At 68.9% G+C, this 13,474-nt stretch carries 10 protein-coding genes; 4 read left to right on the top strand and 6 right to left on the bottom strand.

The features are described 5' to 3' along the window. Positions 1-73: 73 nt before the first annotated feature. Positions 74-2,014: an acetate--CoA ligase gene (acs, locus tag TSO352_RS28910; protein WP_109110498.1), complete on the bottom strand. Its 1,941-nt coding sequence runs from the start codon at positions 2,012-2,014 to the stop codon at positions 74-76. Positions 2,015-2,401: 387 nt separating this feature from the next. Between acs and TSO352_RS28905 the strand changes: the two genes are divergently transcribed. Together TSO352_RS28905 and TSO352_RS28900 are read left to right on the top strand one after the other, a co-directional pair. Continuing rightward, positions 2,402-2,653 carry a hypothetical protein gene (locus TSO352_RS28905; RefSeq protein ID WP_109110497.1) on the top strand — a complete coding sequence of 84 codons (252 nt, stop codon included), beginning with the start codon at positions 2,402-2,404 and terminating at the stop codon, positions 2,651-2,653. A gap of 33 nt (positions 2,654-2,686) precedes the next feature. Next, positions 2,687-3,610, top strand: coding sequence for a class I SAM-dependent methyltransferase (locus TSO352_RS28900; RefSeq protein ID WP_247872489.1), 924 nt, complete (start codon positions 2,687-2,689; stop codon positions 3,608-3,610). 81 nt (positions 3,611-3,691) lie between these two features. On the opposite strand, the gene TSO352_RS28895 is transcribed toward TSO352_RS28900, so the two are convergent. The 4 genes from TSO352_RS28895 to TSO352_RS28880 all read right to left on the bottom strand — a co-directional run bounded on the left by TSO352_RS28895 (position 3,692) and on the right by TSO352_RS28880 (position 5,784). After that, positions 3,692-4,111, bottom strand: a complete 420-nt coding sequence (locus tag TSO352_RS28895) for an EVE domain-containing protein (RefSeq protein WP_109110496.1) — start codon at positions 4,109-4,111, stop codon at positions 3,692-3,694. Between the two features lie 17 nt (positions 4,112-4,128). Beyond that, the gene (locus TSO352_RS28890; protein ID WP_109110495.1) at positions 4,129-4,413 is read right to left on the bottom strand and encodes a YciI family protein; all 285 of its coding nucleotides are present in this window, start codon (positions 4,411-4,413) and stop codon (positions 4,129-4,131) included. Positions 4,414-4,490: 77 nt separating this feature from the next. Beyond that, positions 4,491-5,132: a 3'-5' exonuclease gene (locus tag TSO352_RS28885; RefSeq protein WP_247872488.1), complete on the bottom strand. Its 642-nt coding sequence runs from the start codon at positions 5,130-5,132 to the stop codon at positions 4,491-4,493. A 37-nt stretch (positions 5,133-5,169) separates the two neighbouring features. Then, a complete protein-coding gene (locus TSO352_RS28880) occupies positions 5,170-5,784 on the bottom strand; it encodes an NUDIX hydrolase (protein ID WP_109110494.1) in 615 nt (204 codons plus the stop codon). A 348-nt stretch (positions 5,785-6,132) separates the two neighbouring features. Between TSO352_RS28880 and TSO352_RS28875 the strand changes: the two genes are divergently transcribed. Beyond that, positions 6,133-7,092, top strand: a complete 960-nt coding sequence (locus TSO352_RS28875; protein WP_247872487.1) for a methyltransferase domain-containing protein — start codon at positions 6,133-6,135, stop codon at positions 7,090-7,092. A gap of 355 nt (positions 7,093-7,447) precedes the next feature. Further along, positions 7,448-10,138: an aconitate hydratase AcnA gene (gene acnA / locus TSO352_RS28870; RefSeq protein WP_109110492.1), complete on the top strand. Its 2,691-nt coding sequence runs from the start codon at positions 7,448-7,450 to the stop codon at positions 10,136-10,138. A gap of 71 nt (positions 10,139-10,209) precedes the next feature. Here acnA and TSO352_RS28865 read toward each other — a convergent pair whose 3' ends face one another. Further along, positions 10,210-13,284 (bottom strand): PAS domain-containing protein, encoded by a 3,075-nt coding sequence (locus TSO352_RS28865; protein WP_109110491.1) that lies wholly within the window; start codon positions 13,282-13,284, stop codon positions 10,210-10,212. Positions 13,285-13,474: the final 190 nt, after the last annotated feature.

Raw genomic sequence — 13,474 nt, 5'->3', positions numbered from 1 at the left:
GCGGGATGCCGGGGCCTTCGTTCACGTCTTGCCCGCGGATGGGGGCGCCGGCGGCACCCCCGACCTTACGGGATCAGGCGTTGTTCATGCGGTTGTCGATCAGGTCGGTGACCACGCCCGGATCGGCAAGCGTCGAGGTGTCGCCCAGGCTGTCATGCTCGTTCGCGGCGATCTTGCGCAGGATGCGGCGCATGATCTTGCCGGACCGGGTCTTCGGCAGGCCGGGGGCCCACTGGATCAGGTCGGGCGAGGCGATCGGGCCGATTTCCTTGCGGACCCAGTTCACCAGCTCCTTGCGCAGCTCTTCCGTCGGCGTCTCGCCGGCGTTGAGCGTGACGTAGGCGTAGATGCCCTGGCCCTTCAGGTCGTGCGGGTAGCCGACGACCGCCGCCTCGGCGACCTTCGGGTGGGCGACCAGCGCGCTTTCGACCTCGGCGGTGCCCATGCGGTGACCGGACACGTTGATGACGTCGTCGACGCGGCCGGTGATCCAGTAATAGCCGTCGGCGTCGCGGCGGCAGCCGTCACCGGTGAAGTACTTGCCCGGGAAGGTCGAGAAGTAGGTCTGGACGAAGCGCTCGTGGTCGCCATAGACCGTGCGCATCATGCCGGGCCAGGCGTCGGCGATGCAGAGGTTGCCCTCGGTCTCGCCGTCCAGGATCTGGCCCTCGTTGTCGACGACGACCGGCTGGACACCGAAGAACGGCTTGGTCGCCGAACCCGGCTTCTGGCCGATGGCGCCGATCAGCGGGGTGATCAGGATGCCGCCGGTCTCCGTCTGCCACCAGGTGTCGACGATCGGGCAACGGGCGTCGCCGACCACGTTGTAGTACCACAGCCACGCTTCCGGGTTGATCGGCTCGCCGACCGAGCCCAGGACGCGCAGCGAGGCGCGCGAAGTCTTCTTGACCGGCCCCTCACCCTCGCGCATCAGCGAGCGGATGGCGGTCGGCGCGGTGTAGAAGATGTTGACCTTGTGCTTGTCGATGACCTGCCAGAAGCGCGAGACGTCCGGGTAGGTCGGCACGCCTTCGAACATCAGCGTGGTGGCGCCGTTGGCGAGCGGGCCGTAGACGATGTAGCTGTGGCCGGTGACCCAGCCCACGTCGGCCGTGCACCAATAGACCTCGCCGTCCTTGTAGTCGAAGACATACTGGTGCGTCATCGACGCGTAGACCAGATAGCCGCCGGTGGTGTGCAGCACGCCCTTCGGCTTGCCGGTCGAGCCCGAGGTGTAGAGGATGAACAGCGGGTCTTCCGCGCTCATCTCTTCCGGCGGGCAGTCGGCGGACACCGAGTCCATCTCCTCGTGGTACCAGAGGTCACGGCCGGCGGTCCAGGCGACGTCGCCGCCGGTGTGCTTGACCACCAGCACATGCTGGACCATCGGGGCGCCGGCCACCGCCTTGTCGGCGTTGGCCTTCAGCGGAACCTTGCGACCGCCGCGCAGGCCCTCGTCCGAGGTGATGACGAAGTGGCTGTCGCAGTCGACGATGCGGTCCTTCAGGCTGTCGGGCGAGAAGCCGCCGAAGACGATCGAGTGGATGGCGCCGATGCGGGTGCAGGCCAGCATCGCGTAGGCCGCCTCCGGGATCATCGGCAGGTAGATGGTGACGCGGTCGCCCTTCTTGACGCCGTTCTTCTTCATCACGTTGGCGAGGCGGCAGACCTTCTCGTGCAGTTCACGATAGGTGATCGCCTTCGACACGCCGGGATCGTCGCCTTCGAACAGGATCGCGGTCTGGTCGCCGCGGGTGGCGAGATGACGGTCGATGCAGTTCGCCGAGACGTTCAGGGTGCCGTCGTGGAACCAGCGGATGTGGACGTCGTCGTTGAAGTTGACGTCCTTCACCTTGGTGTAGGGCCGGATCCAGTCGAGCCGCTTGCCCTGCTCGCCCCAGAAGCCCTCGGGGTCCTTGACCGACTGCTCGTACATGCGGGCATAGCCCGCCTCGTTCACATGGGCAGCCGCGGCGATTTCGGGCTTTACCGGAAAGAAGCTGTTGTCGGTCATGTGGCGCGATTCCCCCGTGGTGCTTCCGCTTAGGCCGGAAGATGTTGGAGGGCGGCGGGCCGCCGCCCGAATTGAGGCGCATTATCCACACAAGTTGCGGGACGAACAAGCAAATCGGCCCCCGGCCTCCCCCCGACCAAAGGAGGATTGTTTCTCGATTTTTGCAGCGCAAGACTGATTCTTCCCAGGCCGGGCCAACCCGCGCAACAGCTCGTTCCGGCGGGCGAACCGTCCGTCGCCGCGACCATCTGCCGCGCCCCGGATGACAACGCCGTAACGCGCCCGCCCCGGGCAACGCCCCGCATTCCCTTGCTTAACCGACCCTTAACCCGCGGTGGCTATAGAGTTGCTGCATCCCGGTAACGATCATCGGCGGCAAGGACGGCAATGCCCAGCACCACCAGCGCGGACGATCTTCCCGAATCCGGCGACACCACCGGCCGCCTGACCGGCTTGGCCGACCACACCAGCCTGATGGCCCTCGACGCCACCCTGCGCGCCCTGCCGCGCGATGGCAACCCCGGCGGCCCGGCCCTGTTCGACCCGACATCGGCCGCCACCAGCGTCGCGGAGATCGCCCGCCGCATGCTCCAGGCCACCGGCGACTTCCGTGCCGTCCTGCAGGACGCGGCGGAGTAGGAAGCGGCGCCGCCCGGCCGCCTGACTCCCGACGTGATTTCGTCGATCCGCGAACCCAAGAAGGCTGCTCCCGCTCTCCGAATCGCCGTCGCCATGCGCCGTCCGCAAGGAATAGGCTGCGTGTTTCGCTGTATGGCCACGGTGAACGTGATGACCGAGGCGGACAAAGTCTTCGCGGGATCGATCCCGGCGCTCTACGACCGTTACCTCGGCCCGTTCATCTTCGAGCCCTACGCCTGCGATCTCGCCGAACGGCTGGCCGGGTTCAGGGGACGCCTTCTGGAAACGGCGGCCGGAACCGGGATCGTGACCCGCGCCCTGGCCCGCACACTCCCGGCCGGCGTCGCGATCACCGCGACGGACCTCAACCAGCCGATGCTCGATCACGCGGCCCAAGCGCTGGACGCGCCGCAGGTGACGTGGCGGCAAGCCAATGCACTCAGCCTGCCCTTCGGAAACGCCAGCTTCGATGCGGTGGTCTGTCAATTCGGCGCGATGTTCTTCCCGGACAAGCCCGCCGGCTTCGCCGAAGCGCGCCGGGTGTTGAGTCCGGGTGGCCGCTTCCTGTTCAGCGTGTGGGACCGCATCGAGGAGAACGACATCCCCGCGGTGGTGAGCGACACGGTCGCCGCCGCCTTCCCCGACGACCCGCCCAGCTTCCTGGCCCGCACGCCCCACGGCTACTGCGACAAGGAGCGGATCCGGCACGATCTGCGCACGGCCGGTTTCAGCCGGATCACCATCGACACGGTGGCGCTGCGCAGCCGGGCCGCCTCGGCGGCGGACCCGGCGATCGGTTTCTGCACCGGGACACCGTTGCGCCACGAGATCGAGGCGCGCGACGCCGGCCGCCTCGACGAGGTGACCGATCGTGCCGCCCAGGCGGTCGCGCGGCGGTTCGGCGACGGCCCGATCGACGGCAAAATCCAGGCGCACGTCATAACCGCCACGGCCTGAACGCTCCCGGATTCCGCCGTCGTGGCAAACGACGGGAGAGGGTTGGCTTTCCGCTCTCCCGCCACAGCCCGACGCGGCCGATCAGGCCGGGACGGCCACACCGGCCAAGTCGCAGACCCGGGCCCATTCCTCGTCGCTGACCGGGCAGACCGACAGGCGCGACTGGCGCACCAGCGCCATGCCCTGCAGCAGCGGGTCGGCCTTCATCTGCTTCAGCGTGACCGGAGTCCTCACCGGCATCACCGGCGCGACGTCGACCATGCCGAAACGGCCGGACTCGTCGCTGGGGTCGGGGTAATAGGTGCGGACGATCTCGACGATGCCGACCACCGCCAGACCGTCGTTGGAATGGTAGAAGAAGGCGCGGTCGCCCACCACCATCGCCTTCAGATTGTTCGACGCCTGGTGATTGCGCACCCCGTCCCAGTGGGTCCGTCCGTCGGCGACCATGCGGTCCCACGAATATTTGATCGGTTCGGACTTCAGCAGCCAATAGGCCATCGCCGGCGCTCTCCCGCTCAGGCCTTGGGGTAGACGCGGCGCCAGGGCCGGATCGTCACGCTGTCGAACAGGCCGGCCTTGGCGTAGGGGTCGTTGGCGGCGAACTCCTGGGCCGCCGCGGCGTCGGCGCATTCGACGATCAGCAGGCTGCCGACCATGCCGCTCTGGTCGTCGGACAGCAGCGGCCCGGCGGCGAACAGGCGGGCGGCGTTGGCCTCCAGATAGGCCAGATGCTCGGCGCGGTTGGCGGTGCGGACGTCGGCGGCGCCCGCCTTGTCGACGCAATGGAACATGAACAGCATGCGATCCCCTCCTCCGTTCGGTGGAGCGGGAGCCTAGCGCAGCCGGCGGCGGGGGGAAAGCGTCGCCTGACGGAAGGTCACACCACCACGCGCGGACGGCGCGGCGCGGCCTTGCCGCCCTTGCAGGGGGTGTAGCCGCCGGGGGCGATGCGGCCGAAGCTGATGCCGGTGCCCGCCACCTCGGCCAGTCCGAACAGCCCCAGCTCGCGCGCCGCGGCCAGCGCGATGCGGCCGCAGGCCTCGGCGTCGCTGCCGGCGTGGTGGTGGTCGAGCGCGATGCCCAGGAACTCGGCCAGGTGGTTCAGCTTGTGCGCGGTCAGCGTCGGCCACGCCCGGCGGGCCAGCACCACGGTGCAGAGATAGGCGCAGTCCGGCCAGTCCAAGCCATAGTCGGTCAGCGTGTGGCGCAGCACGCTGATGTCGAAGGCGGCGTTGTGGGCCAGGATCAGCCGCCCCTCCATCCGCTCGCGCAGGCGCCCCCACACCTCCGGGAATTCCGGCGCGTCGGCGACGTCGCCGGCCCGGATGCCGTGGATGGCGCTGTTGAAGCTGTTGAAGCGCAACTCGCGCGGGCGGATCAGATGCTCCTCCGTCGCGGTCACCCGCCCGTTCTCGATCCAGGCGACGCCGATGGAGCAGGCGCTGGTGCGGGTTTCGTTGGCGGTCTCGAAATCGATGGCGACGGCGTGATCGCGGCCGGGGAAGACGGACATGGACATCTGGCTGTTGCGGAGGGGCGTTGCGGGGTGGCGATGCTCAGGGGCCGATCAGGCGGGCGAGGTCGTCGGGCAGTTCACCCTGCGCCGCCATCACCCGGACCTTCAGCAGGCTGGCCACCGCCATGGCGTCGGTGATCGCGCCGCTCATCACCATCTCGATCACCTCGTCGAAGGGCACCCGGCGCACCGCCAGCACCTCCGTCTCGTCCGGCGCGGACTCCCCCTGCTCCAGGCCCCAGGCGACGAAGGTGTGGGCGACCTCGTCGGTGATGCAGTTGGACAGGTGCAACGTCATCAGCGGCATCCAGCGCCGCGCCGTCAGGCCGGTTTCCTCCTTCAGCTCACGCGCGGCGGAGATCTGCGGATCGACGCCCTTGCGCCCGCCGCCTTCCGGAATTTCCCAGCTGTAGCGCTTCAACGGGAAGCGGTACTGGCCGACCAGCGTCACCGACCCGTCGTCATGGATGGGCACCACGCCGGTGGCGACGCTGCGCGGGTGGACGACGCCATAGATGCCGGGGCTGCCCTTCGGGGTCAGAACCTTGTGTTCGACCACCTCCATCCAGGCATTCTCGTACTTCGTCGTGCTGGTCAGCACGGTCCAGGGATTGCCCTGGGGGTTGCCGGTGTGATCACCGGTGTCGTTCGGCACGCCAGGCCCCTCCGTCGGTTGCGACCGGAGTATAGGGAGGCGGCCGGGTTGCCGCAATGGTCCACCCCGAGGCAAATGGAAACAAAATTGGGCAAAATTCTCCGACAATTGACCAAAACCAAGTGAAAATCGTTAAATAATGGTTTCTTGACAGACAATGGGACGAACCTTACTTCTAAATTGCGGGGTGAAGTGACGGAGTCATAACCCGAACAGGTGATCGCTCCATCGCCCCCTCGACCGGGAAGGGACAAAACCGTGGTTCCGCAGAACGATCCACAAGGTCTGGAGCGGTGGCGAAACCCCGATTGGCGCACCCGTCTTACCGCGTGGTGGGAAGGCTATGACTTGTCCCGCCTGCCCCGCGTCTCCGACCGCAAGATGCCGGGACTGGCGGAGCGCCGGATGCCGCGGCCGGTGGGTGCGATCGGCACCGCCGTGTCGCCGACGGTTTCCGCGGTCGCTCCCGCACCCGACACGACGACGCCGGACGGCAACCCGGAGCTGGACCGGCTGGCGCTGATGCAGCTCGACCGCCATGGCGAGCCGGTCTGGTCGCCCGCCCGCAGCCAGGGCGCGCAGTTGCTGTGGGGCGAGGGCATGACCGGCCCCGAGGACGCGCAGTGGATGGTCGACACCGTGCGTTCCTTCGGGCTGAACCCGGCCAAGAGCGTGCTCGACCTGTCGGCCGGGCTGGGCGGCACCGCCCGGGCGCTGGTGGAGGCGTGCGACACCTGGGTCACCGGGCTGGAGCCGTCGCCGCTGCTGGCCAAGCTGGCGATGGACCGCTCGAAGGCGCTGGGATTGTCGAAGAAGGCCGCGATCACCCAGTACGACCCGGAGCATTTCAACCAGGCCGGCAGCTTCGACTTGGTGATGGCCGACCGCATCGTCCACCGCGTGCGCGACAAGGAGCTGTTCCTCGACCGCGTCGGCGAGTGCGTGAAACCCAAGGGCGGCATCGTGCTGTTCGACTATGTGATCGACGGCGCCCCCGGCTCGTGGGACACCTGGAACGCGTGGCGGGAGGAGGAGCCGATGGAGGTCTATCCCTGGACCGCCACCCGGATGGCCGACGAACTGACCCAGCGCAACCTCGACCTCCGCATTTCCGAGGATCTGACCCAGCTGCACCGCCGCCGCGTCATCGACCGCGTCCGCAATCTGGCCGACGCGCTGGCGGCGACTCTTCCGGCCGGACCGGTGCTGGCGGCGCTGAAGCGCGAGCTGGCGCTGTGGTGGGCCCGGCTGCGCGTGCTGGGCAGCGGGCTGCGCTTTTGCCGCTATGTGGCGATGAAGCCGGCGTGAGGCTGGCGGAGGACGCGCGACCGGCTCCTCGCTTTCCTCATAGGCTCTATGGAAGTATTCGGGCGAGCGGTCGTATGAGAAACGGCTGAAACCAGCCGGCCATCGGCTTGTCTGTTCTGCACCGCCTTGCCTGTTCTGCACGGGCCGGGCCGCCGGATCGACGCCCACGCTATCGCTTTCTTTCCGCCTCCTGTTTGATCGCGCCGCGGCACGCCCTACATTTTTGCCGGCACCACATCCGAGCGTCGCCGCCGCCGGCTCCCACCACCGGCCCCCCGTCGCCCCACCCGATCCGAGACGCCCGTCCAAGCGCCGATCAAGGCGCAAGCCCTCTCCAAAGCCAAGGAGGCTTCCCGTGACCACCTTCACCGGTCAGGATTCGCTGAAGACCCGCCGCTCGCTGAGCGCCGGCGGCAAGAGCTACGACTATTTCAGCCTGAAGGCCGCCGAACAGGCGGGGCTCGGCGATCTGTCGCGGCTGCCCTTCTCGATGAAGGTGCTGCTGGAAAACCTGCTGCGGTTCGAGGACGGGCGCACCGTGTCGGTCGACGACGTCAAGGCGGTGGCCCAGTGGCTGGTCGACAAGCGGTCCGACCGTGAAATCGCCTACCGCCCGGCGCGCGTGCTGATGCAGGACTTCACCGGCGTGCCGGCGGTCTGCGATCTGGCGGCGATGCGCGAGGCGATGGCGGCGCTGGGCGGCGACCCGGCCAAGATCAACCCGCTGGTCCCGGTCGACCTCGTCATCGACCATTCGGTGATGGTCGATTACTTCGGCGGCGCCGACGCCTTCCAGAAGAACGTCGAGCTGGAGTTCGAACGCAACCTGGAACGCTACGAGTTCCTGCGCTGGGGCCAGAAGGCCTTCGACAATTTCCGCGTGGTGCCGCCGGGCACCGGCATCTGCCATCAGGTCAACACCGAGTATCTGGCCCAGGTGGTGTGGACCGACGCCGATCCGTCGGGCAAGCCGGTCGCCTACCCTGACACGCTGGTTGGCACCGACAGCCACACCACCATGGTCAACGGCCTGTCCGTGCTGGGCTGGGGCGTCGGCGGCATCGAGGCCGAGGCGGCGATGCTGGGCCAGCCGATCTCGATGCTGATCCCCGAGGTCGTCGGCTTCAAGCTGACCGGCCGGCTGAGGGAGGGCATGACCGCCACCGACCTGGTGCTGACCGTCACCCAGATGCTGCGCAAGAAGGGCGTCGTCGGCAAGTTCGTCGAGTTCTTCGGCCCCGGCCTGGACAGCATGACGCTGCCCGACCGCGCCACCATCGGCAACATGGCCCCGGAATACGGCGCCACCTGCGGCATCTTCCCGATCGACGCCGAGACCATCCGCTACCTGACCTTCACCGGCCGCGACGCCGACCGTGTCGCGCTGGTCGAGGCCTACGCCAAGGCGCAGGGCATGTGGCGCGAGCCGGACAGCCCCGACCCGGTGTTCACCGACGTGCTTGAACTCGACATGAGCACGGTGGAGCCGTCGCTGGCCGGGCCGAAGCGTCCGCAGGACCGCGTGGCGCTGTCGGCGGTCGCCCAGGGTTTCGCCAAGGACATGGTCGATGCCTACAAGGCTGACGATCCGAAGAAGGCCGTCCCGGTCAAGGGCAGCGACTACAGCCTGGAGCAGGGCGCGGTGGTGATCGCCGCCATCACCTCCTGCACCAACACCTCCAACCCGGCGGTGCTGGTCGCCGCCGGCCTGCTGGCGAAAAAGGCGGTGGAGAAGGGGCTGACGCAGAAGCCCTGGGTCAAGACCTCGCTGGCGCCGGGCTCGCAGGTGGTCACCGACTATCTCGCCAAGGCTGGGCTGCAGCCCTACCTGGACCGCATCGGCTTCAACATCGTCGGCTATGGCTGCACCACCTGCATCGGCAACTCCGGCCCGCTGCCCGACCCGATCGCCGCCGCGGTGGAGGAGGGCAACCTCGTGGTCGGCGCCGTGCTGTCGGGCAACCGCAACTTCGAAGGCCGCGTCAACCCGCACACCCGCGCCAACTATCTGGCCTCGCCGCCGCTGTGCGTCGCCTACGCGCTGGCCGGCAACCTCACCATCGACCTGAGCAAAGACCCGCTCGGCACCGGGACCGACGGCCAGCCGGTCTATCTGAAGGACATCTGGCCGAGCAACCGCGAGGTGCAGGACACCATCGACGCCGCGCTGACCGCCGACATGTTCCGCGGCCGCTATTCCGACGTCTTCAAGGGCCCGCCGCAGTGGCAGGCCATCGCCACCGCCGAAGGCCAGACCTACCAGTGGCAGGACGGCTCCACCTACGTGAAGCTGCCGCCCTTCTTCGCCGGCCTGAGCAAGACGCCGGACCCGGTGTCGGACGTCCGTGGCGCCCGCGCGCTGGCGGTGCTGGGTGATTCGATCACCACCGACCACATCTCCCCCGCCGGCTCGATCAAGAAGAACGGCCCGGCCGGCGAGTATCTGCTGAGCTATCAGGTGCGGCCGCAGGACTTCAACAGCTACGGCGCCCGCCGCGGCAACCATGAAGTCATGATGCGCGGCACCTTCGCCAACATCCGCATCCGCAACGAGCTGCTGCCCGGCGTCGAGGGCGGCGAGACCAAGCATTACCCGTCGGGCGAACGGCTGCCGATCTACACCGCCGCCATGCGCTACGCCGACGAGGGCGTGCCGCTGGTGGTGGTCGCCGGCAAGGAATACGGCACCGGATCGAGCCGCGACTGGGCGGCGAAGGGCACCAAGCTGCTGGGCGTCCGCGCGGTGATCGCCGAGAGCTTCGAGCGCATCCACCGCTCCAACCTCGTCGGGATGGGCATCCTGCCCCTGCAGTTCAAGGACGGCCTGACCCGCAACGACCTGGCGCTGGACGGGTCGGAGACCTTCGACATCGACGGGATCGAGCAGGATTTGCGTCCGCGCAAGGACGTCACCCTGACCCTGACCCGCGCCGACGGCAAGGTGGAGCGTCACACGCTGCTGCTGCGCATCGATACGCTGGATGAGGTGGAGTATTACCGGAACGGCGGCGTGCTGAACTTCGTTCTGCGGAACCTGGCGACGTAAGGCCAGCTCGACCGTTTTAAGAAAAAGGGCCGCTTCCTCTTGGGAAGCGGCCCTTTTCCATGGAACGCGCCTCAGGCCGCCCCGGCGCTCGCCATCATGCGGCGCAGGTCGTTGGGGAAGACCGGCTTGTGCAGGATGCGGAAACCGCGGCGCTCGGCCTCCTCCTGGCGTTCGGTGCTGGTGTCGCCGGTCAGGATGATGCCGGGGATCGTCTGGCCCAGCATGGTCTGAACGGCACTCACCGCCTCCGGACCGGTGCGCCCTTGCTGCAGCTGGTAGTCGGCCAACACGATCTGCGGGCAGCGGCCGTCGGCCTGCAACCGTTCCAGCGCCTGATCGCCCGACTTCGCGGTCAGCACGTCGTAGCCCCAGCCTTCCAGGATCGCCTTGAGGCCGAGCAGGATGATCGCCTCGTCGTCGATCACCAGCACCATCCCCTTTTCGCCCCCCGCCGCCGTCGCAACGGACGCGGGAGCGGTGGCCGGGACCGTCAGCACGGACGTCCCGACCGCCACCCGGTCGCCGCCGCCCAGCGCGCCGGTCAGGGCGCTCAGCGTCCGGCCGCGGTCGTTGGCGGCGGAGCGCTGGGCCAGCGTCGCGGCGGCGGCGGTGGTGCCGTTGGGGCGTGCGGTGCCCAGGATCACCCGCGGCATCTCCACCGCGAAGACCGAGCCCTTGCCCTCCCACGAGCGCACCGTCACCGGGTGGCCGAGCAGGCGCGACAGGCGCTTCACGATCGCCAGACCCAGCCCAAGCCCGCGCTCACTGCGCTCACCCAGCTGGGTGAACTCCTCGAAGATGTCCTCCAGCCGGTCGGCGGGGATCCCGCTGCCGGTGTCCCACACCTCCACCCGCATGCCCGACGGTGTGCGGCGGCAGCCGATCAGCACCTTGCCCTTGCTGGTGTAGCGCAGCGCGTTCTCCACCATGTTGCGCAGGATACGCTCCAGATGGGCCGGATCGGTGCGCACCCAGACGCGGGTCGGCACGGCGCGCAGTTCCAGCCCCTTCTGGGCGGCGCGCGGCCCGTACTCCGCGACCAGCCGGCCGAGCAGCTGGTTCAGCCGCACCTCGACCGGGGTGGCGACGATCTTGCCCGATTCCAGCCGCGACATGTCGAGCAGCCCGTCCAGCAGCCCCTTCAGCGTGTCCAGCCCCTGGCGGATGTTGTCGAGGATCGGCAGGGCGCTGTGCCCCTGCAGCCGGTCGGCCAGCGCCGCGGTGAAGAGGTAGAGCGACTGGACCGGCTGGCGCAGGTCGTGGCTGGCGGCGGCCAGGAACTTCGACTTGCCCTCGCTGGCGGTGTCGGCGTCTTCCCGGGCGCGGCGCAGCTCGGCCTCGGCCCGCTTGCGGTCGGTGACCTCCACGGCGGCGCAGGTGACGCCCTCAACCCGGCCGGCCGGGTCGCGCAGCGGGTCGACGGTCAGGTCGAAGAAGCGGTCCTCGCCCTTGCAGCGGATGCGCACCTCCTCGCGGGCGCCGATGCCGCTCTCCATCACCCGGCGCTTCAGCGCGATCAGGCCGTCGCTGTCCTCCCCCTGGTCGGACAGGTCGCCGTCGGTACGGCCGATCAGCGCCTCCGGGGCGACGCCCAGCCATTCCGAATGGGCCCAGGTGTAGCGCAGGTCGCGATCCTGGTTGAACACCACGACGCCGGAGTTGCGCAGCGCGGTGCGCACCCGCTCCTCGGCGACGCGCAGCGCCTCTTCGGTGTGCTTGCGTTCGGTGATGTCGATGCCCGAGGCGATCAGGTGGGTGACATGGCCATCGAAATCGACCATCGGCGTCAGGTTGACGTCGACCGTCCGGTCCCGCCCGTCCGCCATCCGCAGCTCGGCGTCGAAGCGGGAGGACCGGCCGCCCGCCCCCAGCGTCAGCGCGCCGCGCAGCCGCTCGCGCCCGGCATCGTCGAAGGACAGCCAGCAGATCTCGTCGAACGGCCGGCCGACGATGCGGGCGGCCGGCAGGCCGGCGGCGTCGGCGGCGGCGCGGTTGACCTGGGCCACCGCCCCGTCGGGGGTCAGCACGCCGACAAAGGCCGGCAGCGCGTCGAGCACCGCGCGGATGTGGCGTTCGGACTGGCGCAGCGCCGCCTCGCGCGCTTCCAGCCGGTCGGCCATGGCGTCGAAGGCGTGGCCGAGCTGGCCGATCTCCGACGCGCGGTCGGACAGGTTGACGCGGGTGGAGGTCTTGCCCTCGCTCCAGTCGCGGGCGGCGCGCACCAGGGCGTCGACCGGGCGGCGGATGAACAGGGTGCCGCCGATCCAGGCGGCGGCGGCGGCGACCAGGAAGCCGGTCAGCGTCATCAGCAGCCCGTCGCGGGTGGCGCGGTCCACCGCCCCCATCGCCGCGAGCTGGTCGACGCCGACGCTGATGAACAGGTCGCGCATCCCGGCGGTGGCCGGCGAATAGGCGACGATGCGCGACACGCCGTCCTGGCCCAGCACGGTCGCCACTCCCGGTGCGCTGGCGGACAGCAGGGGCAGATAGCTGTCGGGCATCCGCTGACCGACCCGGGCCTTGCCGTTGGGCAGCCTGACCAGGATGGTGCCGGAGCGGTCGGCGACGGTCAGGACGGCGTTGTCGGGCAGCGGCCGGGCGGCGAAGGTGGCGGCCAGCCACGGCACGTCCAGCGACAGGGCGATCACGCCGGCCTGCTTGCCGTCGGGGTCGGTGTAGGGGGCGGCGACCGGCAGTTCGCCGCCGGTGGCGCCGGACCGGGTGATCGTCCACTCGCCGACGACGAAGCGGTTCTGGGCCATCGCCCGGCGGAAATGCGGCTGGGCGGCCAGGGTGCCGCCGACCCGCGACGGGTCACCGCTGCACAGGATGCGCCCCTGCTCGTCGGTGACCGACAGGGTGCGGTAGTCGCTGGAGCGGGAGGACAGCCGCTCCAGATAGGTCTGGCAGCGCGCCAGGTCGCCGGCGCGCAGGAACGGCGCCTCGGTCATCGCGGTCAGCATCAGGCGGGCGTTGTCGATGATCCGGCCCTGTTCCCCTTCGACCAGATGCAACGTCCGCTCGGCCTGGGCCGTCACCTCCGCCTCACGCTCCGACCGCTGTTCGAGAACGCTGTGGATCTGGATGCCGATCGCGGGAAGCACGGCCAGCAGGACCAGGATGAAGAGGCGTGCCAGGAGGGTCATGACGTGGATAAGGCTCCCACCGCGAAGCCGACCGGATGGAACACCAGGTGCGCCCACCGTGCCGTCGGGGATATCTTTAGCTCCGTCATGGTTAAGCGCTGGTTAATTCAGAAAACAGTTGGGGATGGAAAGCAGTCACCAAAGGTCGAAAGGCGAAGACCTTCCGATCATCTGCCATCCGTCAACGGTA

The organism is Azospirillum sp. TSO35-2, from assembly GCF_003116095.1.
GTDB lineage: Bacteria > Pseudomonadota > Alphaproteobacteria > Azospirillales > Azospirillaceae > Azospirillum.
This window is presented reverse-complemented; position numbering and strand designations above follow the sequence as displayed.